The sequence below is a fragment of the Alginatibacterium sediminis genome (genome assembly GCF_003610775.1).
Classification (GTDB): Bacteria; Pseudomonadota; Gammaproteobacteria; order Enterobacterales; family Celerinatantimonadaceae; genus Alginatibacterium; species Alginatibacterium sediminis.
Map to the genome: position 1 here is coordinate 131,535 of NZ_RAQO01000006.1, position 24,131 is coordinate 155,665.

General features: G+C 42.8%; 21 protein-coding genes and 3 tRNA genes. 18 read left to right on the forward strand and 6 right to left on the reverse strand.

Annotated elements, in window-relative coordinates; genetic code table 11:
• Positions 1-130 precede the first annotated feature (130 nt).
• Positions 131-1,513, forward strand: a complete 1,383-nt coding sequence (gene cysS, locus DBZ36_RS11425; protein ID WP_120355087.1) for a cysteine--tRNA ligase — start codon at positions 131-133, stop codon at positions 1,511-1,513.
• Positions 1,514-1,562: 49 nt separating this feature from the next.
• On the opposite strand, the gene DBZ36_RS11430 is transcribed toward cysS, so the two are convergent.
• The gene (locus DBZ36_RS11430; RefSeq protein ID WP_120355088.1) at positions 1,563-2,294 is read right to left on the reverse strand and encodes a substrate-binding periplasmic protein; all 732 of its coding nucleotides are present in this window, start codon (positions 2,292-2,294) and stop codon (positions 1,563-1,565) included.
• A 47-nt stretch (positions 2,295-2,341) separates the two neighbouring features.
• Positions 2,342-3,196: a bifunctional methylenetetrahydrofolate dehydrogenase/methenyltetrahydrofolate cyclohydrolase FolD gene (gene folD / locus DBZ36_RS11435; RefSeq protein ID WP_120355089.1), complete on the reverse strand. Its 855-nt coding sequence runs from the start codon at positions 3,194-3,196 to the stop codon at positions 2,342-2,344.
• A gap of 168 nt (positions 3,197-3,364) precedes the next feature.
• Between folD and DBZ36_RS11440 the strand changes: the two genes are divergently transcribed.
• From DBZ36_RS11440 to DBZ36_RS11450, 3 genes are all read left to right on the forward strand, one after another.
• A tRNA-Pro gene (locus DBZ36_RS11440) sits at positions 3,365-3,441 on the forward strand.
• Between the two features lie 247 nt (positions 3,442-3,688).
• A tRNA-Arg gene (locus DBZ36_RS11445) sits at positions 3,689-3,765 on the forward strand.
• 55 nt (positions 3,766-3,820) lie between these two features.
• Positions 3,821-3,905: transfer RNA gene (locus DBZ36_RS11450), tRNA-Leu, on the forward strand.
• A gap of 147 nt (positions 3,906-4,052) precedes the next feature.
• On the opposite strand, the gene DBZ36_RS11455 is transcribed toward DBZ36_RS11450, so the two are convergent.
• Positions 4,053-4,820 (reverse strand): DeoR/GlpR family DNA-binding transcription regulator, encoded by a 768-nt coding sequence (locus DBZ36_RS11455; RefSeq protein ID WP_120355375.1) that lies wholly within the window; start codon positions 4,818-4,820, stop codon positions 4,053-4,055.
• 243 nt (positions 4,821-5,063) lie between these two features.
• Here DBZ36_RS11455 and DBZ36_RS11460 point away from each other — a divergent pair, with 243 nt between their 5' ends.
• Entirely contained in the window at positions 5,064-7,169 is a 2,106-nt protein-coding gene (locus DBZ36_RS11460; protein WP_120355090.1) for a bifunctional rhamnulose-1-phosphate aldolase/short-chain dehydrogenase, read from the forward strand.
• Between the two features lie 419 nt (positions 7,170-7,588).
• On the opposite strand, the gene DBZ36_RS11465 is transcribed toward DBZ36_RS11460, so the two are convergent.
• Positions 7,589-8,416: a helix-turn-helix domain-containing protein gene (locus DBZ36_RS11465; protein ID WP_120355091.1), complete on the reverse strand. Its 828-nt coding sequence runs from the start codon at positions 8,414-8,416 to the stop codon at positions 7,589-7,591.
• Between the two features lie 223 nt (positions 8,417-8,639).
• Between DBZ36_RS11465 and rhaB the strand changes: the two genes are divergently transcribed.
• The 10 genes from rhaB to kduI all read left to right on the forward strand — a co-directional run bounded on the left by rhaB (position 8,640) and on the right by kduI (position 19,540).
• Positions 8,640-10,136 (forward strand): rhamnulokinase, encoded by a 1,497-nt coding sequence (rhaB, locus tag DBZ36_RS11470; protein ID WP_158589086.1) that lies wholly within the window; start codon positions 8,640-8,642, stop codon positions 10,134-10,136.
• Entirely contained in the window at positions 10,099-11,361 is a 1,263-nt protein-coding gene (gene rhaA, locus DBZ36_RS11475; RefSeq protein WP_120355093.1) for an L-rhamnose isomerase, read from the forward strand. The genes rhaB and rhaA overlap by 38 nt, the downstream gene beginning before the upstream one ends.
• 76 nt (positions 11,362-11,437) lie before the next feature.
• Complete coding sequence (gene rhaS / locus DBZ36_RS11480) at positions 11,438-12,436, forward strand: rhamnose ABC transporter substrate-binding protein (RefSeq protein ID WP_120355094.1); 999 nt, start codon at positions 11,438-11,440, stop codon at positions 12,434-12,436.
• 73 nt (positions 12,437-12,509) lie between these two features.
• A complete protein-coding gene (locus DBZ36_RS11485) occupies positions 12,510-14,018 on the forward strand; it encodes a sugar ABC transporter ATP-binding protein (RefSeq protein ID WP_120355095.1) in 1,509 nt (502 codons plus the stop codon).
• Positions 14,015-14,998 carry an ABC transporter permease gene (locus DBZ36_RS11490; protein WP_120355096.1) on the forward strand — a complete coding sequence of 328 codons (984 nt, stop codon included), beginning with the start codon at positions 14,015-14,017 and terminating at the stop codon, positions 14,996-14,998. Before DBZ36_RS11485 ends, DBZ36_RS11490 begins: the two co-directional genes overlap by 4 nt.
• Positions 14,999-15,018: 20 nt before the next feature.
• Complete coding sequence (locus tag DBZ36_RS11495; RefSeq protein WP_120355097.1) at positions 15,019-16,023, forward strand: ABC transporter permease; 1,005 nt, start codon at positions 15,019-15,021, stop codon at positions 16,021-16,023.
• Positions 16,024-16,051: 28 nt separating this feature from the next.
• Entirely contained in the window at positions 16,052-16,378 is a 327-nt protein-coding gene (gene rhaM, locus DBZ36_RS11500) for an L-rhamnose mutarotase (RefSeq protein ID WP_120355098.1), read from the forward strand.
• Positions 16,379-16,434: 56 nt separating this feature from the next.
• Positions 16,435-17,262, forward strand: coding sequence for a rhamnulose-1-phosphate aldolase (rhaD, locus tag DBZ36_RS11505; protein ID WP_120355099.1), 828 nt, complete (start codon positions 16,435-16,437; stop codon positions 17,260-17,262).
• 11 nt (positions 17,263-17,273) lie between these two features.
• A complete protein-coding gene (gene fucO, locus DBZ36_RS11510) occupies positions 17,274-18,425 on the forward strand; it encodes a lactaldehyde reductase (RefSeq protein ID WP_120355100.1) in 1,152 nt (383 codons plus the stop codon).
• A 278-nt stretch (positions 18,426-18,703) separates the two neighbouring features.
• The gene (gene kduI / locus DBZ36_RS11515; RefSeq protein WP_120355101.1) at positions 18,704-19,540 is read left to right on the forward strand and encodes a 5-dehydro-4-deoxy-D-glucuronate isomerase; all 837 of its coding nucleotides are present in this window, start codon (positions 18,704-18,706) and stop codon (positions 19,538-19,540) included.
• 78 nt (positions 19,541-19,618) lie between these two features.
• Here the strand turns inward: kduI and kdgR are convergent, their stop codons facing one another.
• Positions 19,619-20,404: a DNA-binding transcriptional regulator KdgR gene (gene kdgR / locus DBZ36_RS11520; protein WP_120355102.1), complete on the reverse strand. Its 786-nt coding sequence runs from the start codon at positions 20,402-20,404 to the stop codon at positions 19,619-19,621.
• A 248-nt stretch (positions 20,405-20,652) separates the two neighbouring features.
• Here kdgR and kduD point away from each other — a divergent pair, with 248 nt between their 5' ends.
• The 3 genes from kduD to DBZ36_RS11535 all read left to right on the forward strand — a co-directional run bounded on the left by kduD (position 20,653) and on the right by DBZ36_RS11535 (position 22,510).
• Positions 20,653-21,414 (forward strand): 2-dehydro-3-deoxy-D-gluconate 5-dehydrogenase KduD, encoded by a 762-nt coding sequence (gene kduD, locus DBZ36_RS11525; RefSeq protein WP_120355103.1) that lies wholly within the window; start codon positions 20,653-20,655, stop codon positions 21,412-21,414.
• Between the two features lie 99 nt (positions 21,415-21,513).
• Entirely contained in the window at positions 21,514-21,834 is a 321-nt protein-coding gene (locus DBZ36_RS11530) for a cupin domain-containing protein (RefSeq protein WP_120355104.1), read from the forward strand.
• A 37-nt stretch (positions 21,835-21,871) separates the two neighbouring features.
• On the forward strand, positions 21,872-22,510 hold the full coding sequence (locus tag DBZ36_RS11535; RefSeq protein ID WP_120355105.1) for an RpiB/LacA/LacB family sugar-phosphate isomerase: 639 nt from the start codon (positions 21,872-21,874) through the stop codon (positions 22,508-22,510).
• A gap of 623 nt (positions 22,511-23,133) precedes the next feature.
• Here the strand turns inward: DBZ36_RS11535 and DBZ36_RS11540 are convergent.
• The gene (locus DBZ36_RS11540) at positions 23,134-24,099 is read right to left on the reverse strand and encodes a TRAP transporter substrate-binding protein (protein WP_120355106.1); all 966 of its coding nucleotides are present in this window, start codon (positions 24,097-24,099) and stop codon (positions 23,134-23,136) included.
• Positions 24,100-24,131: the final 32 nt, after the last annotated feature.

The window sequence follows — 24,131 nt, forward strand, 5'->3', positions numbered from 1 at the left end:
ATGCTTGCGTGGCTAGGATTCTAAACAAGTAGGCGCTGACTTACCACTGTTTACAGCTGTTTTTCGCGCTATTCGGTGCTAATATTAGCGCCCTATAACTACGCTAACACCACAAAGGAATCTCGGCACAATGCTGCAAATCTACAATACCTTAAGTCGCCAAAAAGAAGTCTTTAAGCCCCTCGTCGAAGGGAAGATTGGTATGTATGTCTGTGGTGTCACTATCTACGATTATTGTCATATTGGCCATGGTCGAACATTTGCGGCATTTGACACAATAGCGCGCTACTTACGCTGGTCAGGTTATGAGCTTAATTTTGTTCGAAATATTACCGATGTTGATGACAAAATTATTAATCGTGCGGCGCAAAATAATGAATCTTGCGACGCCTTAACCGAGCGTTTCACTCAAGCCATGCACGACGACTTTGCTGCACTTAACATGCAAAAGCCTGATATTGAGCCGCGAGTGACCGATCATATGCCTGAAGTGATCGTGGTTATTGAAAAACTAATTGCTAATGGACATGCCTATGTCACAAGCAGCGGCGATGTTCTGTTTGAAGTGGATAGTTATGCTGAATACGGTGCTTTAAGCCAACAAAATTTGGAGATGCTACAAGCCGGCTCTCGGGTAGACGTGGACGCTAGTAAACGTAATCCTCTAGATTTCGTTTTATGGAAAAGCGCTAAGCCAGGTGAACCCAAATGGGATTCACCGTGGGGAGAAGGTCGCCCAGGATGGCATATTGAATGTAGTGCAATGAATATGAAACATCTTGGAGAGCATTTCGATATACATGGTGGTGGCTCTGACTTGACCTTTCCACATCATGAGAACGAAATCGCCCAGTCTTGCTGCGCGCATAAAGGCCGGTACGTAAATTATTGGATGCACTCGGGCATGGTTCAAGTGGACAAAGAAAAAATGTCTAAGAGTTTGGGTAATTTTTTCACCATTCGCGACGTTTTAAAGCAATATGATGGCGAGACTATTCGCTACTTTTTGCTGTCTGGTCATTATCGCAGCCAGCTCAATTATTCTGAAGATAACTTAAAGCAATCGCGTTCTGCACTCGAGCGTTTATATACTGCGATTCGCGATGTTGATGTCATTGATTACGACAAACAACTTGCTAAGCCTTACATTGAGCGCTTCAAGTTGGCAATGGACGACGACTTTAATACGCCAGAAGCCTTACCGGTGTTATTTGATTTGGCGAAAGAAATTAATCGATGCAAAAGCTCAGAGCCCGAACAGGCAGGGCAGTTTAGCGCTTTGCTTCTGGAACTAGCGCAAGTCCTAGGTTTAATGCAGCAAAGTGCTGAGGATTTCTTGCAAGGTGAACAAGCAAACGATGAAGTTGAACAAATTGAAGCCTTGATCCTCGCTCGTAATGAGGCTCGTGCAGCTAAAGACTGGGCCGGAGCTGATGCGGCGCGTGACGCTTTGAACGCTTTGGGTGTTGTGTTGGAAGACGGAGCTAATGGTACCAGTTGGCGTAAAGCTTAAACGCCTGGCTTAGTCCTTAACCCTTTGGGAGCTCCGAAGGGTTAACTTTCTACAATCCGTAGTTGTTCCGGATTTCTTGATACTCTGGTGTGGCTACGATTTTTTGTAGAGCGGCTTCAAATTTAGCTATATATTTGGGATCTGTTTTCAAGTTAAATGCGAAACAACCTTGTGCTTGACCTAATAGGTAAACATTTTTGAAACTGGCAGGATTAATACCTATTTTGGGAGCAACGATATTGATGACTTCTTGCTCGCTCGCAATCGCGTCAACGCGAGCTCTTTTAAGAAGAGTGACGGCTTTACTAAACTCATCTGTTGAATGAATGTTCTCAAAATCCACTCCTTTTTCAAGTAGTAGTTGTTCACCAACGCTTCCGGATACAACAGCGAATTGATATTGATTTAAGTCCGTCGATCCATCCCATTTAGTTTGGTTTTCTTTCAAACTAAACAAGCTAATTTCAGCATGCATGATAGGACAAGCCCATTGGAAAAGATCTTCTCGTTTAGGGTTGCGCATAGTTAAAAACAAAGCAGTATTCGGTCTATATTGGGTTAAATAGTAAGCTTTGCTCCATTCCATCATTTGAACTTGTTGCGGTTGTTCGCCAAGTTCTTCCCAAACTAGCCGTAGCAAATCAATAGAAATCCCCGATAGGCGGCCATTTTCATAGTAATTATATGGTGCTAGGTTTTCTGTGAAATAATCGATGGCATAGCTATGACTGACTGTTAAAGATAACAGCGCAGCACTAACTATTTTTTTCAATATATGCATACGCGTAATACCATCCAAGTACCAAGTACATTCAAATCAAGAGACAGCTAATCGTGAAAAGTTTCACAAGCCAAGAGGGTATTTTCAATCAGTGTTGCAACTGTCATGGGACCAACACCTCCTGGTACAGGTGTAATAAAAGCAGCCTTTTCTTTAGCTACATCGTATTCAACATCGCCTACTAACGTACCACTTTCTAGACGATTAATCCCAACATCAATCACCAAAGCTCCGGGTTTAATCCAATCGCCAGGGATAAATTGCGGTCGGCCAACGGCAACGACAACTAAATCCGCGCGGCGAACATGAGCTTCTAAATCTTTTGTAAAGCGATGGCAGGTTGTGGTTGTGCAGCCTGCTAACAAAAGCTCTAAGGTCATTGGTCGGCCCACAATATTGGATGCACCAACAACAACAGCCTCTAGACCGTAAGGACTGACTCCAGTTGACTCAATGAGGGTCACAATTCCTTTTGGTGTACATGGACGAAGAGCTGGTATGCGCTGCGCTAAACGACCAATGTTATAAGGATGGAAACCATCAACATCTTTGTCTGGACGAATACTCTCCACGATTTTAGTTTCATCAATGCCTTCTGGCAGCGGTAACTGAACGAGTATTCCGTCAATGCTGGAGTCTTGATTCAAGCTTTCAATAAGTGTAAGTAATTCTTGCTCAGTTGTTTCCATTGGCAAATCGAAAGAACGAGAGACAAAGCCAACTTCATCACAAGCGCGTCGTTTACTGCCCACATAGACCTGTGAAGCCGGATCTGAACCAACTAATACCACCGCTAAACCCGGCGCTCTTTTCCCTGCTAAAGTGCGCTTAGCAACGCGTTTTGCAACGTTTTGGCGTACTTGCTGCGCAATAGCTTTACCATCAATGACTTGGGCTGACATTTAAAACTCTTTCCTTTTTGAAGCGACGTTGTGCAGAGTGCGTATTTTGGCAGAAAGCGGCGTAAAACGCAGCGGATATTTTCAATTCACTCAAAGAATAAGCAATCAGCGTCAAAGCGTCATAAATCTATTGACGCTCCCCAGCAGAGCCATTAATATGGCCGCCATCGGTGATTAGCGCAGCCTGGTAGCGCATCTGGTTTGGGACCAGAGGGTCGGGAGTTCGAATCTCTCATCACCGACCACTATTTACAACGGGATGATTAGCGCAGTTAGTAGTGCATCGTCGCGAAGCGGTCGAAAGTGGACTAGAGGGGGCCGAAGGCCAAATCTCTCATCACCGACCACTATTTACAACGGGATGATTAGCGCAGTTAGTAGTGCATCGTCGCGAAGCTGGTCGAAAGTGGACTAGAGGGGGCCGAAGGCCAAATCTCTCATCACCGACCACTTTTTTAATGCCCGCATCAAATGCGGGTATTGTTGTTTAAAGCGCCCTTAGCTCATCTGGATAGAGCAACGGCCTTCTAAGCCGTAGGTAGTAGGTTCGAGTCCTACAGGGTGCGCCATATACAAGTAGTTAAGCACTACAACGGCCGTACCGAAATACGGCTTACAAAGTTTGCGGAAGTGGTGAAATTGGTAGACACGCTGGATTTAGGTTCCAGTGCTTCACGGCGTGAGAGTTCAAGTCTCTCCTTCCGCACCATCATTAAAGCCCCGAGACAATAGTCTCGGGGCTTTTTTGTTTGATAAAGTTCGAAAGCTGGAATGATAAAAACAAAAGGTTTAATAACCGAGAAGCAAAATTAGAGTTTATGCAGCGACAAGCGATGTAATAAGAAAAGCTCCACAATTATGCCTGTACTAAAGTCACTGCATTGTCACCTAACATTTGTTTGTGGGCAGGGTTAAGGTTCTGATCACTAATACAGTAGTCAATGTCAGTGAGCGGGCAGATGATCATGTTACTGAATTGCTCAAACTTACTGCTATCCACCAATAGTATTTTGCTTGTCGCTTGGCGAAGCAGTCGCGTTGTTCCCTGAACAATGAGTGAGTCGGTTTCAAGTGCACCCAATGAACTCACGCCTTGAGCGCCAAAAAAAACTTTGCTAGCAAAAAAATTGGAGACGCCGTCTTCAGGGTAGGAGCTCAAAACCAAGTTCTGCTCTTTGTAGAGTTTTCCTGAAGGCAAGGTTACATTACATTCGGAATTATGATGAAGATACTCGGCAACGACAAACGAATTTGTCATCACGTTTAATACCTTACTTTCAAAATACTGCGCCATGTAGAAGGCCGTTGAACCGCCCCCAATAATAATTGATTCCCCATCTTCACACATAGCAGCTGCTCGTTTAGCAATAGCCTGCTTTTCAGCCGTGTGTATGGATTGATTAATCAAAAACGGACTACTAGCCAGACTATGTGATTTGGCGGGATGAATAGCTTCAACACCGCCACGAATTCGCTTCAATTTTCCAATATTTGACAGCTCTAGGACATCTCGGCGAATAGTAGCTTCAGAGCAGCCTATAAGGCCTACCAACTGAGCGATTGTAGCCACAGTGTTTGATTCTAGTTCTAACAGTATCAGTCGATGGCGTTCTCGTTCAATCATATCTATCTTCATCTTGCAATTAATTGTCAAAAACCATCATACCATTTAACGTTTACGAACAAAAATGAAACATTTTGATTGAAAGTGATCGGTAAACCTGTTTTTATAGTCTCATTCTGTCATTTGCAATCAATGACATTCATTAACGGTCATTTTGTTTCATGTTGTTAGCTTGATTGTATTCAAACGTTTTGAGACCAAATAAATCGTATTCCCAACCGATATTGAACAAGGAAAGCTGCAATGAAATCTTCTTCTGGAAACGAAAACTTGATACCCAATGCATGGGACGATAACTACGCCAACGGATTTTCTCAGGCTCAATTGTTGGAATACCGTTCAAACCTTTTGGGTTCTGATATGCGGGTTACCAACTTTGGTGGCGGAAATACTTCGTGTAAGTTGCTAAGCGATGATCCTCTGACAGGAGAACCGTGTCAGGTATTATGGGTAAAAGGCTCTGGTGGTGACATCGGCAGTATGGACTTGTCAGGATTCTCGACCTTATATCTTGATAAGCTAATTCGACTAAAAGATTTATACCGCGGCGAAGCTTATGAAGATGAAATGGTCGATTTACTTTCGCATTGTACCTTCAATTTGAATTCGCGCGCCGCTAGTATTGATACCCCATTGCATGCTTACTTACCTTATAAACATGTTGACCACCTGCATCCTGATTCCGTTATTGCAATTGCAGCCAGTGCAAACAGCGAGCAATTAACGCAAGACATTTTTGATGGTGATATTGGTTGGTTAGCATGGCGACGCCCTGGCTTTCAGTTAGGATTGGAACTTGAAAAAGTTGCACGGGAAAATCCTAAACTTAAAGGCGTGATTCTAGAGTCTCATGGTTTATTTACATGGGCTGAATCTTCCAAAGAATGCTATGAACTCTCTTTAGCAATCATCAATAAAGCACAGCTTTGGTTGGATACTCAACTTACGCAAGTTGAAGCATTTGGAGGAGCAGTTATTGAATCTTTGGCTAGCGACCAAAGGCGGCTAATTGCATCAACGCTCATGCCACTGATCCGCGGTAAAACTAGCGCTCATCAGCGTCAAATAGGCCATTTTAGTGACACTACCGAGGTGCTCGAGTTTGTAAATAGTCATGAACTTAAACCGCTAGCAAATCTTGGAACGTCCTGCCCTGATCACTTCTTGCGCACTAAAATTAAACCAATGGTTCTAGATTGTTCTCAAGAAACGGGTGGGCTTGAAGCGTTAGTTTCTAATTTGGACTCGCTATTGGAAGATTACCGCGCAGACTACGAGGCTTATTATAATCGCTGTAAGAATGATAATAGCCCAGCCATTAGAGATTCAAATCCGGTTGTCTATCTTATCCCTGGTGTTGGTATGATCACCTTTGCCAAAGACAAAGCAACCGCGCGCATTGCTAGTGAATTTTATACTAATGCCATCAATGTTATGAAAGGGGCGTCTGGAGTTGGTGAATACGTAGGACTAGATGAACAAGAAGCATTCGATATTGAATATTGGTTGCTTGAAGAAGCGAAACTGCAGCGTATGCCTAAGGCGAAAAGTTTAGCCGGTCGTGTCGCATTTATTACTGGTGGCGCTGGTGGTATTGGTAAAGCGACGGCAGGACGCTTATTACAAGAAGGCGCTGCGGTAATACTAGCTGATATTGACGAGAAGTCCTTAGAAATAGCGGAAAAAGAGTTCTCTCAAATTTTTGGCGATGATGTCGTTCGCACTGTGCTGATGGATGTCACCAGCGAAGACAAGGTTAATAGCGCATTTCGTTTTGCGAGTCTTGAATTTGGTGGAATTGATATAGTGGTTTCGAATGCTGGTATCGCGTCGTCGTCGCCACTTGACGAAACCAGTTTAGAGAATTGGGAGTTTAATCAGAAGATCCTCTCAACGGGCTACTTCCTTGTGTCGAAGGCTGCGTTTTCTCATATGAAATCGCAAAGCTTAGGAGGAGCAATAATATTTGTGGCGAGTAAAAACGGTCTGGTTGCATCGGCAAATGCCGCTGCATACTGCACAGCAAAAGCGGCTGAAATACAGCTGGCTCGATGCGTCGCGCTTGAAGGCGCTCCGATGGGAATTCGTGTCAATGTGGTTAACCCAGATGCGGTACTGCGAGGTTCAAAAATCTGGACAGGTAAGTGGAAAGAAGAACGAGCAAGTGCATATAAAATGTCGACTGATGATCTTGAAGAGCATTATCGCCAACGCAGTTTGCTTAAGCGTAACGTGTTTCCTGAAGATATTGCTGAAGGAGTATATTTCTTTGCGGCGGATATATCTTCGAAATCTACGGGTAATATTCTAAACGTCGATGCGGGACATGCACCATCCTTTACTCGCTAGTTTAAGTTGGCGGCATCTACTGTCTGTGGATGCTGCTATTACTAAAACTGCAGTCGCTTGATATTTATCGTGGCAAATGCGGTTTGTTTTCCCTGCCAGCCTATGAGTATTTGAAGCTCATCAACAAGGCCTAACCTTCCATAATTGATACTTCAGTTTCTACCAATTAAACTAATTTTTACCCTCCATAGACCACTCAAACGATTGTCTCTGTGCCATCAAATAATATTACTCTAGAAGTGTGTTTAAAAGGCGCACTATACGGATGACTAATGATACTAGTTCAAGTTTGACGTGGTTTTTTAAGTGACGAAAAAACTATAGTCTACTGAGATAAAGCTTGAAGAGAAGAGGAATCAGAAGGTAACAAACTGCCTATCAATGTGCGAGGCCAAGTTTGTTATTAGTAGTAATTGGATTTAGTTTTTTAGCCGGTATTGTTCACGAATATCGCGCGGTGTTTTATTAATGGCCTCTTTGAACTTCGTCGAAAAATAATTGCTATCGCTATAACCAACATCAAATGCAATCTCAGTGATAGATTTATCGCTGTGAATTAACAAAAAGACAGCTCTCTTAGCTCGAATGAAATGTAGGTATTGTGAAAAATTCATACCAGTGACCTTTTTGATATTTTTTGAAAGGACGCGTGGGCTTAATCCTACATAGTCAGCGACGCTTTCTAGGTGCAGTGGTAGTTGATAGTTTTTATTGAGGTATACCAGGGAAGAACTAAGTTTATCTTCGTTAGATAACAGACTTAAATCGTCAATTCGCCCTCGCCACAGCTCAACGATTAACTGCTGAAATAGCAGTTCAGAAATGGCCTTTGAAGCCAAACTATTAATGTGTGACTCGTAATCAAGACGCTCAATAATGTAGTTTACGCGTAGCGCTGCATCATCTTCAATATACCAATCTGAAGCCTGTGTAGATGGCCCTGGAAGATAGTCTTCTAAATTCAAACTCGTGTTAATTTTATCGCGTTGGAATAGTACATTGCTAAGGTAGAGACCTTGGACGCTATCAAAAAGATGGCGATCATTATGGTTAATAAAGCACACATAGTTTTTATTGAGGTTCATAGGCACGTCGTTCACAACGTGGATACCTTGGCCTCGGGTTACAATTACTATTTCTTCGAACGAATGGCTATGTTCAGGGAAAGCGGACTGTGGTTGTCTAAGCTCAGTTGTGATTGCGCTACTAGAGTCTAAAAAAAACTCATTTGGCTTCAGGTGTATCATCCACTCCCTCCCTTTCTTTAAGCATATTGACGCGTTATGAAAATCTAATGTTCACTATACCTGTACAAATCAAGGCTAAGTTTTAACATGTTCGAAAACGTGAAGTTACGAGTATGTAACTTTAAATTTTGACGCTTGATTGTGAAATAAGCGTAAATTTTCAAAGGTAGGGTCTTTGTTAAGTTCATATGATTTAAACCATCAAATGAGAGGTTTTGATCGTATGAACAAAATGTTGGCAATAGACATAGGCGCATCAAGTGGAAGGGTCATCCTTGGCAGTTATGATGGCCTGACTCTACAAATACAAGAGTTACACCGTTTTGATAATGGCCCAGTTTTTCGAAATGGCCAAGCTTGTTGGAATCTAGACTACTTACTTCTAGAGATAAAACAGGGTATCGAAATCGCGGGTGTCTCAGGCCATGTTATTGATAGCCTCGCCATTGATACCTGGGGGGTTGATTTTGTTCTTTTAGATGGACAAGGAGAACAACTCGGAGATGCGGTTTCTTATCGAGATAATCGTACTTTAGGGATGCAAGAGAAGCTCAATGGGTTGATCACCAAAAATACAATTTATACCAAAACTGGAATTCAATTCCTCGATTTCAACACGCTTTATCAACTTGCAGCTCTTACTGAAGACAGGCCAAACTGGTTTGATTCAGTGGCTAGATTACTATTTATCCCTGATTACTTAGGCTACAAATTAAGCGGCATACAACACTGTGAGTACACGAATGCATCAACGTCTCAGCTTCTGAATTGTGCTAGTGGAGCTTGGGATAAAGAGCTTCTAGAGCTCATCAATGTTCCTGAACAGTGGTTTTTACCTGCTCAATCCCCTAATCGTTTGATTGGCCACTATAACAGTAAGTCTGCAGGTCAAATTAAAGTCGCTTCTATAGCCAGCCATGATACTGCTTCAGCCATTCTTGCATTACCAGTCACTGGTCAAGATACTGTTTATATAAGTTCTGGTACTTGGTCTCTTATGGGTATCGAAAGTGAGCATGCCCTTAATAGCCCTTTGGCCCAGTCGTTTAATGTGACTAATGAAGGCGGTGCAGAGAATCGCTTTCGAGTTCTAAAAAACATCATGGGCTTATGGCTAATTCAGAACGTTCAGAAAGAGTTTGGCGATTTTAGTTTCGCTCAATTAGTTAACTTAGCGAAGGATAGCGATGCTTTTAAGAGCTTAATCGCACCCGACCACCCGAGTTTTTTAAACCCAGTTAACATGAGTTGCGCTATCCAAGACTTTTGCAGGGAGACACAGCAAGTTGTACCTGAAACTCCTGGCGAGTTTGCTCGCTGCATTTTTGAAAGTTTAGCTTTCCAATATCGAAAAGTTTGGCTTGAACTTAATCAGCTTAAACCGGCAAGTCTAAAACGAATTCACATTATTGGTGGCGGGATCCAAAACACCTTCTTAAACCAATTATGCGCTGATGCTTGCGGGGTGGAAGTCCGTACCGGTCCTATTGAAGCCTCCGCGATTGGCAACATCTGTGGACAACTCATTGCTTTGAATCAAATTGAGTCTGTGCAGCAAGCCCGAGAGCTTGTATCCAATTCATTTCCAATTAAATCCTATAAACCAAGTCAAACAAATGAGTTTCTTAGCCATTGGGCCAAGTTTGAACGCATAAGTCTAGATACCCCAGAAAGGAAGAACAATGAACACAACAGAACAAATTCAATCGAGTTATGTTAACGCCCAAAAGATTTTTTCTGAATTGGGAATAGACTGTGAAAAAGTGATGGAGATACTGAATCAAATTCCAGTGTCGATGCATTGCTGGCAAGGTGACGATGTGTCAGGGTTTGAAAACCCTGATGGAGAGTTAACAGGTGGTATTCAAGCCACAGGTAGTTATCCCGGAAAAGCCAAATCACCAGCGCAGCTTAGAGCTGATATTGACTTTGCAATGTCGATGATACCCGGGAAATTACGCCTGAATTTACACGCCATTTATCTTGAGTCTGACACGCCAGTTGAACGTGATGAGATTAAACCTGAACACTTTGCAAAATGGGTTGATTGGGCGCGTGACGCAAGAGTTGGTTTGGACTTTAATCCTTCTTGTTTTTCCCATCCTTTAAGTGCTGACAATATGACCCTGTCACACCCAGATAGCGAAGTCCGAGATTTTTGGGTAAGACACTGTATTGCTAGTCGCAAAGTATCTGAGTATTTTGGTAAAGAACTAGGCTCGCCATCGGTGATGAATATTTGGGTTCCTGATGGTTATAAAGATGTACCGGTGGATCGTCTTTCTCCTCGAAAACGATTGGCTGAATCTTTGGACCGTATTATCGCAGAACCTATTTCTAAGCAGTACCACAAGGACGCTGTTGAATCTAAGTTGTTTGGTATAGGTACAGAAGCATATACCGCTGGGTCTAATGAATTTTACCTAGGGTACGCTGCAACGCGAGACGTGCTGTTGTGCTTAGATGCTGGACACTTTCATCCAACAGAGGTTATATCGGACAAAATTTCATCGGCTTCGTTGTATGTCGAGGAGTTATTACTACATGTTAGCCGTCCGGTACGCTGGGATAGTGATCACGTGGTGATGCTAGATGATGAAACACAGGCAATTGCGAGCGAAATCATCCGCAATGACTTAACTGAACGCGTCAATATTGGATTGGATTTCTTTGACGCATCAATCAATCGGATTGCAGCTTGGGTTATTGGTACTCGCAACATGAAAAAAGCCTTATTAAAAGCGCTTTTAGAGCCGACTGCTCAATTAAAAGATATTGAAAGCAAAGGTGATTTCACCAGCCGTCTAGCATTTCTGGAAGAAGCAAAATCGCTTCCTTGGGCAGCGGTGTGGGACTACTACTGTTTACAACAAGACGTGCCGGTTAGGGCTGACTGGCTTAAGGACGTCAAACAATATGAGCAGGAGGTATTGCTAAAAAGATAATGAAAGGACCAATAGCAGTTTAACTATGGATAGAAATTAACACCTAAATTGTGATCAAATAAATGGAGTTTGAAAGATGAAACTAACAACAATAATAAAAACGACCCTAATCGCAACGAGCATCATGGCAAGTACGTTTGCGCAAGCTGCGGACATGAGAATTGGCTTAGTTGTGAAAGCCCAAGGTATCGGTTTTTTTGAAGCCGCTTATAAAGGCGCTCAAGAAGCATCTGCAGAAATTGAAGATAACATTGAAATTATCTATACCGGCCCAGTAACTCCGACTGCTGAAGGACAAATTGAGATTATTAATTCTCTAATTTCGCAAAAAGTCGATGCCATTGTTGTTTCGGCAAATGATCCTGACGCACTTGTGCCTATTTTGAAAAGAGCACAGCAACGAGGAATCAAAGTTGTTTCATTTGATTCAGGCGTAGCTACTGCAGGGCGTCAAATCCATCTAAACCCGTCGAGTAATGAGTTAATTGGCCGAATGAATATCGAGCTTGCCGCCACATCACTTGAGGCTGCAAAAAGTGAGAAAGGTGATATTGCTATCTTAAGTGCTTCACCGACAGCAACCAACCAAAATATCTGGATTGGAGAGATGGAGAAAGCGCTTCCGGAGTTCCCACAACTTACACTTGTTGCAACGGTTTACGGCGATGATTTAGCAGATAAAAGTTATCGCGAAACTCAAGGCCTGGTTAAAACGTATCCTAATCTGAAAGTCATTGTGGCACCAACTACTGTCGGTATCTTGGCCGCAGCGCAGGCGATTACCGATATGAAGAAAACCGGTGAAGTCTTTGTGACTGGATTAGGGCTACCATCGGAGCTGGCTGGGCATGTTGAGTCTGGTGCCGTCAACAGTTTCGCGATTTGGAATCCAATCGACTTGGGTTACGCGGCAACGCATATTGCATACAACTTAATACAAGACACAGCGAGTGAAACTGAAGTAGAAATGGGACGAATGGGCGTGGCTCAACTCGATGCTGAAGGGAATGCAGCAATGTCTTCTCCTTTTGTGTATGACATCAGCAATGTTGCTGAATTCGCGAAAATTTTCTAGATAAGTTCGGCCCTTATTGGCTGTCGTAGCGTTACTACGCGGCCAATAAGGCTTAGCCAAAGAAGGCAAAATTATGTCTGAAGTAACCCCTATTTTTTCTTTGCTAAATATAAGCAAGCATTTTCCTGGTGTGAAAGCCCTGGACAAAGTACAGCTTGATCTATATCCCGGCGAAGTCACAGCTTTAGTAGGTGAAAATGGAGCTGGGAAATCGACGCTAGTGAAAGTTATGACTGGTATATATCAGCCCACAGAGGGAGAGCTATATTTAGATGGTAAACCTGTAAACATCGCAACACCCGAAGATGCACATCACAACGGTATTACCGCAATTCATCAAGAAACAGTGTTGTTTGATGAACTCAGTGTGATGGAAAACATTTTCGCCGGACATTATCTGCAATTGCCTTCTGGTCGACTCGATTGGAAACAAATGGAACAAGAAACAATACGTATTTTGTCCGAAATTGAAGCCCCCCTAGCACCAAAGAAACTACTAAAAGAATTAAGTATTGGCCAGCGTCATATGGTCGCCATAGCTAGAGCCTTATCCTTTGATGCGCGGGTTGTCATTTTGGATGAGCCAACTGCGGCACTTTCTCATCGTGAAATCGAAGAATTCTACGCGATTGTGTATCGCTTACAGAAAAAGGGCTGCGCGATATTATTCATCAGCCACAAGTTCGACGAAATCTATTCAATTGCCGATCGCTTTACCGTATTTAGAGATGGCTGTTATATAGGTGAAGGCAAGATTGCTGAGGTAGAAGAAAAAGAATTAGTAAGCATGATGGTCGGACGTAGCATTGACACCGCTTTTCCTAAGACCGAGGTCGATATTGGCGACTGCATAATTGAAGTGAAGGATTTCTGTCACCCCACAGAGTTCGATGCGATTAATTTCAAGTTACATCAAGGGGAGATTTTAGGTTTTTATGGATTAGTGGGAGCAGGCCGAACCGAAGTGATGCAGTCGCTGTTTGGCGTTTCAAATAATGCCAGCGGCCAAATCATTGTAAATAACAAAGAGCTCGCAATTAAATCCCCAAGCGATGCCATCAAAGCAGGCATTGTATATGTACCGGAAGAACGTCAAGCACAAGGTACAGTACTTGAGTTTCCAATTTATCAAAATATAAGCCTGCCCCAATTAGACAAATTGAATCCTAAAGGTTTTTTGAACACTGCAACCGAGTACAGCTTAGCTGATAAATATGCGAAACGTTTGAAAGTTAAAGCGCCTAATTGGAATGAAAAAGTAGAAAACCTTTCCGGTGGCAATCAACAAAAAGTGGTGATTGGAAAGTGGTTAGCGACTGAACCAAAAATTATCATTTTGGACGAACCCACGAAAGGGATTGATATTGGTTCGAAGGCGGCGGTACACGAATTTATGTCAGAGCTAACTGAACAAGGCCTTGCGGTAATTATGGTTTCATCTGAGTTGCCGGAAATCATGGGCATGGCGGACCGCATCATCGTGATGCGAGAAGGATTGATGGTGAACGAGTTCGAACGCGCTCAATTTTCTGCAGAACAACTTGTCAGCGCCGCAACCGGTATGACAGGAGAATTACAATGAAACAGCTACTAAAAAATCGCGAAGCCCAGCTAGCCTTAGTCATATTGTCGCTACTTGCAATGATTGGGGCAATTATCCCTGACTTTCTCGCCATATCTAATTTGCTTGGGGTGTATACGGACACCTCCATATTGATCATTTTGGCCTTAGGGCAGATGCTCGTAATCATCACCCGTTGCATCGACTTGTCGATAGCCGCAAATGTTGCCTTAACTGGGATGGTTGTGGCGACAATCAACAGTTTATACCCCGATTTCCCAGTGCCTGTAATTATTCTCATTGGCGCCGGATTTGGAACACTGCTGGGCATGCTCAACGGTTGGCTGGTATGGAAAATGAAAATACCCTCAATCGTCGTGACATTGGGAACCATGGCCATCTTTAGAGGGGCGGTGTTCTTAATCAGTAAAGGTGCCTGGATTAACGCGCACCAAATGAGTGCCACATTCTTAGAAATTCCACGCTATGTATTCTTAGGGCTACCCATCTTAGGTTGGTGTTCGGTGATTGTTATCGCTGCGATGTACTACTTCACCCGTCATCGTCAGCTGGGTCGTAAGATATATGCAGCCGGCAATAGTCCAACAGCGGCTTATTACATCGGCGTTGATGTAGGTAAAAAACAATTTATAGCGTTTACCATTTCAGGACTTTTAGCCGGGATTGCGAGCTACCTTTGGATTTCCCGCTACGCGGTAGCCTATGTCGATATAGCCAACGGCTTCGAAATGCTGGTTATTGCGTCTTGTGTGATTGGTGGGGTCAGTATTGCTGGTGGCACCGGGACTGTTATTGGCTGTGTACTGGGCGCTTTGTTCCTAGGCATTATTAATAATGCTTTGCCTGTTATCGGTATATCTCCATTTTGGCAAATGGCTATTTCTGGCTCAGTCATCATTCTTGCTGTCATTGCTAACTCGCGTTCGGAACGAAAAGTGGGTCGAATTATTTTGCGCAAAGCGGTACAGAATGCCTCTTGATTGCTGTTAAGGACAATACAATGGAAAAGATCAACAACAGTTCCTTTGAGACAAAGGACATAGAGAAAAAAAGTTTACCGAGTTGGGTATTTAGTTGGGAATCCTTTTTACTGGCGACCACTGTTTTAGTGTTCTTCATCAACTGCTTAGCATCGCCATATTTCTTAGACCCCTGGTCTTTGTCTGATGCGACATTCAACTTTTCAGAGAAGGCGATTATAGCGTTACCACTCGCGCTAGTTATTATCGTTCGAGACATCGACATCTCTGTTGCATCTATCATTGCGTTAAGCTCGACAGCGATGGGATTCACTGCAGAAGTAACCGATAGTTTGTTCTTGATTTGTTCAGCCGGAATGATTGTAGGCACGTTATGCGGGGCCTTAAATGGACTACTGATTACTAGACTCAATATTCCAGCAATTGTTGTAACCATTGGCACCATGAGCTTATTTCGAGGGATTACCTATATATTGCTTGGCGATCAAGCACTAAAGAACTACCCAGAGAGTTTTTCGTTTTTCGGACAAGGTTATGTTGCGCCATTCATCGGCTTTGAATTCGCAAGCTTCCTGGTCATCGCGGTTCTTTTTTATATTCTTTTGCAAAAAACCAACTTTGGTCGTCGAACCTATGCCATAGGTAACAATCCTACAGCAGCCTATTACTCGGGAATCAATGTTGCTAAGCACAAGCTCATTATCTTCATCATGGTTGGATTCTTTTGTTCAATAGCAGCAATTATGTTGACCTCTCGACTTGGCAGCACTCGCCCAACTATTGCCTTGGGATGGGAGCTGAACATCATCACCATGGTAGTTCTAGGTGGTGTCAGTATTTTAGGCGGTTCAGGAACCATTGTTGGGGTTGTCATTGCAGTGTTCCTAATGGGCTTGGTGAATTCGGGCTTAGGTCTCATCAATGTACCTGGCATCGTAATGTCAATCATCATTGGTGCAATGTTGATTTGCGTCATCGCATTGCCTGGCGTGTTCCAGCGCCTACGCAACAAAGTTGGAAACTGACTTAGATTTCTAAGAAAAGGAAATAATCATGACCGATTCAACGATTCGTAAAGCGTTTGTCATGCTGTTAAACCCGGGCTGCCAGCTCGCTTACCAAAAACGTCATGACGAGATCTGGCCTGGGCTGATTGAGGTACTAAAAGATCACGGTGCAAGTAATTATTCGATTTTCTTAGACACGCCTTCGAACCAATTATTTGCTTACGTTGAAGTCCAAAGTGAGGAGCAGTGGAACCGTATTGCGCAGACTGAGGTTTGTCAGCGCTGGTGGGCCTATATGAAAGACATTATGGCTAGCAATCCAGATAACTCCCCCGTGAGTCGTGAGTTAAGCAGCATGTTTTTTATGGCGTGAGCGGTAGTAAATAATATTTTTTTTAGCTTTTACATCTTCCTTATCAAGGGTAAACAATGAAAACTAATATCGAACTAAACGACGCAGTATTGCATGAAATTACAAAGGTCTCTGAGGTAGGTTCGTATTTATGGTTGCGTGAATGGGCTGAACGCAATGGCGGAAATATATCGGTAGATTTAACCGATATATTTGGTGAGCTCGATGGCGATATAAATCTATTTCCCCATTGCTCGCTTAATAGTATTGGCGAGTTTTCCTTCCCTAAGGAAAGCGCTGGCCATATCTTTTTTGTGAAAGGCACTGGCGAGCGGATCCGTGAATTAAGTCGTCCTGAAGACGCCGGTTGTGTGCTTCGTATTGATGATGAAGCCAAAGGTTATCACATCCTATGGGGAGGGCGAGGCCAAACCGATTATGCACCAACTAGCGAGTTTATTTCTCACGTGGAAATAATAATAGCTAAGCAAAAATCGGGCTCAAAAGACCGGTGTGTGGTTCACACTCATCCATTAGAACTAATCATGTTATCTCATCATCGTGATTATGTGAGTAGTGACGAAATCTTTACCAATGCGTGTTGGAAGATGTTGCCGGAAGTAAGAGCATTTGTTCCCCGAGGGATTGGGATTGTACCGTATTGCATGCCAGGCAGTCAGACCATGGCAAACACTACCACAGAAAAATTGATGCGCTTTGATGTTGCAGTTTGGGAAAAACATGGCGCAGTTTCTACTGGCCAAGATGCCCTAGAAGCGTTTGATTATATTGATGTTGCTAACAAAGGGGCAAAGCTATTTTTGGGATGTCTCGCCAGTGGATTTGAGCCAGAAGGTATCAGTCTAGCGGATATGCAGGATCTAAAAGAGACTTTTAATCTATAGGAGCATTAAGCATGGCATTTGCACTAAATTTACCGAAGTTAAGTTTCGCCGGTCCAGGCGCAGTTGTGGACGCAATCGAAGAACTCGCCAAGCAGAAACCCAAACGAGTTTTATTGGTAACTGATAAAAATTTAATCAAGTTAGGTATCTTGAACGAGGTGTTTGCCCAGTTCGAGTTACATAATATTTCCTATGCTCTATTTGATCAGGTTAGCCCAAACCCAACTGCAAGCTTAGTTCGCCAAGGCTATCAAGTATACTTAGAACACGAGTGTGATGCGTTTATGGCTGTCGGTGGTGGCAGTCCAATGGATTGCGCTAAAGCGATACGAGTAATGGCATCGAACCCAGGCCGAGATATATGCGATTTTAATGGGGTCGGGCAAGTCACAAACCCTGGGCAATATTTTGTAGCTGTAAATACCACTGCTGGAACGGCGGCCGAAATGACGTCAAACTCCGTGATTACGGATGAGAAAAAACAAGTCAAAATGGTGATCATAGATGCAAAACAAATCCCTGACATTGCTGTAAATGACGCCAATTTAATGATTGGATTACCAGCGGATGTAACTGCGGCTACGGGAATGGATGCCTTAACTCATGCCATTGAAGCCTACGTAACTCCCGGAGCACACGCATTGACAGAGCCAACAGCCCGCGAGGCAATCAAGTTGATTCGCCAATGGCTGCCAATCGCAGTTGACGATGGTACGAATGTGGAAGCGCGCGATAAACTCGCTTGCGCGCAGTTTCTAGCAGGCATGGCCTTTAACAGTTCGGGGCTTGGGCTTGTGCACGCTATGGCGCATCAACCTGGCGCAACCCATAATCTACCGCATGGGGTGTGTAATGCGATCTTACTACCTTATGTTTGTGAATATAATGCTAAATATGTTCCTGAGCGCTATAAATTGGTCGCTGAGGCTTTACTAGACCAAAAGTTAGATATGAGTGATAAACAAGGAGCCGAGAAAGCAATCGAGCTAATCAAAGAGCTCTCTGTACGGGTACAGATCCCTGAAGGTTTTAGTAGCTTGGGTGTTCAAAATTCTGATATCAATGCCTGGGTTGGTAAAGCGATGCTTGACCCATGCTTACCTGGGAATCCTCATCAGCCAACCGCCGAAGAAGTAGAGAGTATCTACGAACTCTCTATGTAATTAGCTTTGGAGCCCGCATATGTTTTTTGGTCGCAATGATTAGGGTATTGCCTGAAAAATTTATGCGGGGCTTCACGTTTTGTAAAGCTTCAGATTAAATACGGCCCTAAATGTAATGGGTCCCTAGTTCTTCATTTGTTAATGGAAACGATATTATAAATTAATCAAAACAATGGTTCAAAAATGCGGCTTAGCTCTCAAGTTTAATGTTTTGTATAGAAATTGGATTGATCCCTTCTCGATGAGTTGTACACTTTCTCCAAGTTCAGGAGACTTCTATGTTTATTAATTACAACAATAACCCTTTAGATACCAAACATTACGACACCGCTCGGTTAAGACAAGAATTCTTAACCGAATCTCTTTTTAATCCAGAACAAATAACCTTAGTTTATAGCCATATTGATCGAGTGGTTGCACTAGGCGTGAGCGCTTCGAAGCAAACGCTTAAACTCAATGACTATGTTGATGATAAAGCATTTGGGACGGACTTTTTTTTACAACGCCGCGAATTGGGAATTATCAATTTGGGACCAAAAGCTGAAGTGCGTTGTAATGATAAAGTCTACGTTCTTGAAAATCTTGATGCCCTTTATTTGGGCCAAGGTGAACAAAATATCGAATTCACTAGCTTAGAAGACAGCTATACCTCGTTGTATTGTCTAAGCGCTCCAGCACACCATGCTTACCCATCAAGAATCATCACCCGTTCGCAAGCAAAAGTTGTTGAACTGGGCAGCTTAGAGAACGCGAATGCGCGGGTCATTAATCAGTACTTACACCCAGATGTACTGCCAACATGCCAACTGTGCATGGGGGCAACGCATTTAGAGCCGGGTAGCGTCTGGAATACCATGCCAGCTCACACTCATGAACGACGAATGGAAGCCTATCTGTACTTTAACGTGAAGCCTGAGCAAGTTGTTTTTCATTACATGGGTCAACCGGAAGAGACACGGCACATTGTCGTTAGAGACAAGCAGTTGGTCCTGTCACCTAGTTGGTCTATACATTCTGGCTGCGGTACCCAGAACTATAGTTTTGTTTGGGGGATGTTAGGTGAAAATCAAACCTTTGATGACATGGATTTTGTGGATATGGATACCTTGCGTTAATTCGCATACGTTGAAGATTGTGACGAACTAGATGACTAATTCGTCACATATAAATCATGATTGAGCTTATTATTGGTGTTATTTCACCGGGTAGTTTTTGAAGCCCAATTGCTCTGAAATATGACGTCCAGCGTTATGCAGTATTTCTACATAGTGAGATTTTTTGTCTTCGTCAAACCGGATTGTCGGAAATGAGATAGATACGCCAGCGATAACAACACCAAAGCGGTCATAGATTGGCGCCGCGATACAACGCAAGCCTGGTTCTTGTTCTTCGTTGTCTTCGCCAAAATGTTGCTGCTTAACGATTTTAAGTTCTTCAAGCAACTGTTCAATATTTTCTAATGTATTAGGAGTGCTTTTTACGAAATCAGCACCATTAAGTATATTACGCACGTAGGCTTCTTCGCGCTCAGCTAACAATACTTTCCCTATTGCCGTTGTGTGTAACGGGTTTCTTCTTCCAACCCGAGAGTGCATACGCAGTGCAAAGCTTGAATCAATCTTATGAATATAGATGATAGAACCGCTATCAAGTGCTCCAAGGTGCACCGTTTCATTGGTATCTTCTGAAATAACTCGCATTTCGGATTCTGCGATTGTTACCATATCAACCCACTCTAAAGATTTGGAACCGAGCTCAAACATTTTTAGAGTTAGCGAGTATTTATCGGCTTCACCTTGTTGCGAGATATAGCCCAAAGTCTTCATTGTCTGTAAGAAACGATAGGTTGTCGCTTTCGATGTTAGCAAGCGCTGCGATAACTCTGAGACGCCAATTTCTTTTTGATCGCCTAAGGCTTCGAGAATGTTAAAGACTTTTAGCACAGAAGATACGGACTCAGGCTGGGTGTTTTTTTCCATTATTAGATGATACCTAATCATTGAAGTATCAAGTGAAAATACCATCAATCATTTTTATTGAAACCCTTTTTTAAAAAAACAGAACTTAAGATCGATCCAGTTCACACATTTGCACATACACTCAGTATTATTGAAATGACGTTTCAAAAATAATTGTATGTGCAATCATTTTCTTATATTGTATGACTTAATTCAACCGAGCTTATTCGGCAATCGTCATCAGAGCAAAGACAATAGAGGGTAGGAACATGATCTTGGAATCTTTCAATCTTAAAGGGAAAGTTGCAATTGTAACTGGATGTGACACTGGCTTAGGTCAAGGAATGGCTCTTGGACTTGCCCAAGCCGGTTGCAAAGTTGTTGGGGTTAACTACGTAGAGCCGACTGAAACGATTGAAAAAATGAATGAACATGCTTTTTCGTTTTTAGATGTACGGGCCAATTTGCTAAAGCAAGATGAAATTGCTGATATCGTAGCGCAGGCAATTGCTGAGTTCGGCAAGATTGACATTTTGGTTAACAATGCTGGCATTATTCGTCGTGAAGACGCCATCGAGTTCTCTGAGCAGAATTGGGATGATGTGATGAACATTAACTCGAAAACTGTTTTCTTTATGTCTCAAGCTGTTGCTAAACAGTTTATCGCTCAAGGCCACGGTGGAAAAATAATTAACATTGCATCGATGTTGTCTTTTCAAGGCGGTATCCGCGTACCTTCATACACGGCCTCAAAAAGTGCGGTTATGGGCATTACGCGTGCCATGGCTAACGAGTGGGCAAATCATAATATCAACGTAAACGCGATAGCTCCCGGCTATATGGCAACCAATAACACCACTGCTTTACGAGCTGATGAAGAACGCAATGCTAGCATCCTTGAACGCATTCCAGCAGACCGATGGGGTACGCCTGAAGACGTAGCTGGCCCTTGTGTGTTCTTGGCATCAGATGCCGCTTCTTATATCAATGGCTATACCATCGCGGTTGATGGCGGCTGGCTAGCTAGATAGTAATTCAAGGCTAGGGTTGCGGTTAAACATATATGCGTCAGCATATAAAGCTTCGCAATGGATTCGTTGCCGTAACTAATTAATATAAATAGGAATTTCATGTTTATTTTTAACAAAGACATAGAGTTGACTGATCTTGGTGACGGTATTTCCCGCAAGGTTTTGGCGCATAGCGACAATATGATGGCGGTTGAGGTGCACTTTGAAAAAGGTGCCATTGGAGCGTTGCACAATCATCCCCATGAACAACTAACTTATGTTCTATCCGGTGAGTTTGAGTTCACTATTAATGATGAAAAAAGAATCGTAAAAGCCGGGGATACGATGTACAAAGAGCCAAATATTGAGCATGGCTGTGTATGTCTTAAAGCCGGAGTACTAATCGATAACTTTACGCCAATGCGTAAAGATTTTATTTAGAATACTAATTTGTTGCAGCATGCTGCGGGAGAGTTCAATGAAAATTGCTTTGATGATGGAAAACAGCCAAGCCGGTAAAAATGCGATGGTTGCAGCGGAACTAAACACGGTTGCGGGTGATTTAGGCCATGATGTATTTAACGTCGGTATGACAAACGAAAATGATCACCACCTTACATACATCCACCTTGGAATCATGGCTAGTATACTGCTTAATTCTAAAGCCGTTGATTTTGTAGTTGCAGGCTGTGGAACGGGGCAAGGTGCAATGATGTCACTTAATCTTCACCCTGGAGTGGTTTGTGGTTACTGCCTGGAGCCTTCAGATGCTTTTCTGTTTAATCAGATCAACAATGGTAACGCTTTAGCCTTGGCATTCGCTAAAGGCTTTGGCTGGGCGGGTGAGCTTAATGTTCGCTATATGTTTGAGAAAGCATTTACTGGCGAGCGTGGGCAAGGCTATCCAATCGAGCGCGCAGCTCCACAGCAACAAAACGCTGGTATTTTAAATGAAGTTAAAGCTGCTGTTGCCAAAACTAGTTTGATTGATTCACTCAAAGCGATTGACCAATCTTTAGTTAAAACTGCAGTGGGTAGCACACAATTCCAGGCTTGTTTCTTTGATAACTGTAAAGATTCCGAAATTGCTGCCTATGTGAAGTCTCTTATCGATTAAAGGTATTGTTTTTCGCGAACTAGGATAAGTATTACGCAGTTTCTGAAAGATTTTAAAGCACTCAATGAGTGCTTTTTCAGTTTCCGATATCAGGGCTTGGATGCGCGCTAAATGTATGCTCCCATTTTTGATTCCAATTCCAATTCCAATTCCAATTCCAATTCCAATTCCAAATCGCTCTTTCGGTAGTCGCTTACATTGTCTCAATGCTAATATCTTTAGTAAAACTGCTGAGGCCTTTGGATGCAATATGGCCAGATGTGCTTTGTGGCATCACTTCCATCTTAACTATGCTCTTTGGATCTCGCTATACCTCCAATAGTTCGTCTCCAGACCATTATATATTTATCATCGGGTTTTAAAGGGCTGCCAATACTTCGCTTATGAGATGATTTTTGTTGTCTGAGGAGCTTTATTTTTTGACAGGTGAAGATGGAAATACTAATTTTAGATTGCTTCAAAAAACGTTACAGACTTCGATTGAGTGTAGTGATCTTTGAGCCATTTTGTATGGTTTTAGGCTATTCATAATGAAAGATAATAAGCGTCATATCTACTATATTTGTATGACTAAAAAGCGATGCTGGAGAGGCATCGCTTGAGAGATTGGTTTGCGAGATTAACTATTTGGTGTTTTGGATATCAATGAGCATATCGCCAAATTGTGGGTATTCAGCTTTAAATTTGTCGTATACAGGTGTGACCGCTGCTTGGAACGTTGGTGTATCACTTTCTACAAACGTGACCCCTTTTGCCGCGAGATCAACTTTTGCTTTACTAACGTAGTCGCTCCAATTCTTTTTCTGAACGTCGTTAGTTTTCATGATCACATTGCGGATTTTAGAGCGTTCTTCGTCTGTAAACCCATTCCATACATCGGTCGAAACGACGAGTACGTCTGGCACCATGGTATGGCGATCATACGAATAGAATTTCTTAACTTCGAAATGACGCGACGAATAATACGATGGGATATTATTCTCAGCTCCATCGACTACACCTTGTTGCAGCGCAGAGTAAAGCTCGCCATAAGGCAGTGGTACCGGCGTTGCGCCTAGCGATTTAATGATATCAATGGCAAGTGGCGAGTTCTGAACTCGAATTTTCATGCCGGCTAAATCTGCTGGGGTGACAATAGGTTTATCCGTGTAAAAGCTGCGAGCCCCAGCATCCATAAATGCGAGACCAATAAAGCCTTTATCACGTGATGACTCTAGAATTTCCTTACCGATAGGGCCGTTGACCACACTATAGTAATGGTCCAAATCACGATACAGATAGGGTAAGGATAGTATTTTGTAGGATTCAGAAAATGATTCAAGTAGCGCAGCACTGACCTTCGTTAAGCCAATTGTTCCATTTTGAACCATTTGCATGGAGGTTGTTTCACTACCTAAGGTCCCGTTTGGATAAACCTTAATACGGTCTTTAATTTCGCCACTTGTTTCTTCTGCGAACCATTCCAAGGATTGGTGTACTGGATGTTCTGTCGGCAAAATATGTGAAAGCTTAATCGTTTTGGCGTAAACCGCCGTACTGCTGGCCATTCCCGCAACCAATGTCGCGAGTAGTAAATGTTTAACATTCATCGAGTTATTCCTTTAGTGTAAATGTTGTAGCG

Excerpts from the sequence above, each read along its gene's own strand:
- kdgR (WP_120355102.1), bottom strand. The coding sequence starts at position 20,404 with ATGGAAAAAAACACCCAGCCTGAGTCCGTATCTTCTGTGCTAAAAGTC.
- fucO (WP_120355100.1), top strand. The coding sequence starts at position 17,274 with ATGGCATTTGCACTAAATTTACCGAAGTTAAGTTTCGCCGGTCCAGGC.
- DBZ36_RS11540 (WP_120355106.1), bottom strand. The coding sequence starts at position 24,099 with ATGAATGTTAAACATTTACTACTCGCGACATTGGTTGCGGGAATGGCC.
- DBZ36_RS11490 (WP_120355096.1), top strand. The coding sequence starts at position 14,015 with ATGAAACAGCTACTAAAAAATCGCGAAGCCCAGCTAGCCTTAGTCATA.
- DBZ36_RS11495 (WP_120355097.1), top strand. The coding sequence starts at position 15,019 with ATGGAAAAGATCAACAACAGTTCCTTTGAGACAAAGGACATAGAGAAA.
- kduD (WP_120355103.1), top strand. The coding sequence starts at position 20,653 with ATGATCTTGGAATCTTTCAATCTTAAAGGGAAAGTTGCAATTGTAACT.
- rhaA (WP_120355093.1), top strand. The coding sequence starts at position 10,099 with ATGAACACAACAGAACAAATTCAATCGAGTTATGTTAACGCCCAAAAG.
- rhaB (WP_158589086.1), top strand. The coding sequence starts at position 8,640 with ATGAACAAAATGTTGGCAATAGACATAGGCGCATCAAGTGGAAGGGTC.
- folD (WP_120355089.1), bottom strand. The coding sequence starts at position 3,196 with ATGTCAGCCCAAGTCATTGATGGTAAAGCTATTGCGCAGCAAGTACGC.
- DBZ36_RS11465 (WP_120355091.1), bottom strand. The coding sequence starts at position 8,416 with ATGATACACCTGAAGCCAAATGAGTTTTTTTTAGACTCTAGTAGCGCA.
- rhaS (WP_120355094.1), top strand. The coding sequence starts at position 11,438 with ATGAAACTAACAACAATAATAAAAACGACCCTAATCGCAACGAGCATC.
- rhaD (WP_120355099.1), top strand. The coding sequence starts at position 16,435 with ATGAAAACTAATATCGAACTAAACGACGCAGTATTGCATGAAATTACA.
- DBZ36_RS11455 (WP_120355375.1), bottom strand. The coding sequence starts at position 4,820 with ATGATTGAACGAGAACGCCATCGACTGATACTGTTAGAACTAGAATCA.
- DBZ36_RS11535 (WP_120355105.1), top strand. The coding sequence starts at position 21,872 with ATGAAAATTGCTTTGATGATGGAAAACAGCCAAGCCGGTAAAAATGCG.
- DBZ36_RS11430 (WP_120355088.1), bottom strand. The coding sequence starts at position 2,294 with ATGCATATATTGAAAAAAATAGTTAGTGCTGCGCTGTTATCTTTAACA.
- DBZ36_RS11485 (WP_120355095.1), top strand. The coding sequence starts at position 12,510 with ATGTCTGAAGTAACCCCTATTTTTTCTTTGCTAAATATAAGCAAGCAT.
- cysS (WP_120355087.1), top strand. The coding sequence starts at position 131 with ATGCTGCAAATCTACAATACCTTAAGTCGCCAAAAAGAAGTCTTTAAG.
- DBZ36_RS11530 (WP_120355104.1), top strand. The coding sequence starts at position 21,514 with ATGTTTATTTTTAACAAAGACATAGAGTTGACTGATCTTGGTGACGGT.
- DBZ36_RS11460 (WP_120355090.1), top strand. The coding sequence starts at position 5,064 with ATGAAATCTTCTTCTGGAAACGAAAACTTGATACCCAATGCATGGGAC.
- kduI (WP_120355101.1), top strand. The coding sequence starts at position 18,704 with ATGTTTATTAATTACAACAATAACCCTTTAGATACCAAACATTACGAC.
- rhaM (WP_120355098.1), top strand. The coding sequence starts at position 16,052 with ATGACCGATTCAACGATTCGTAAAGCGTTTGTCATGCTGTTAAACCCG.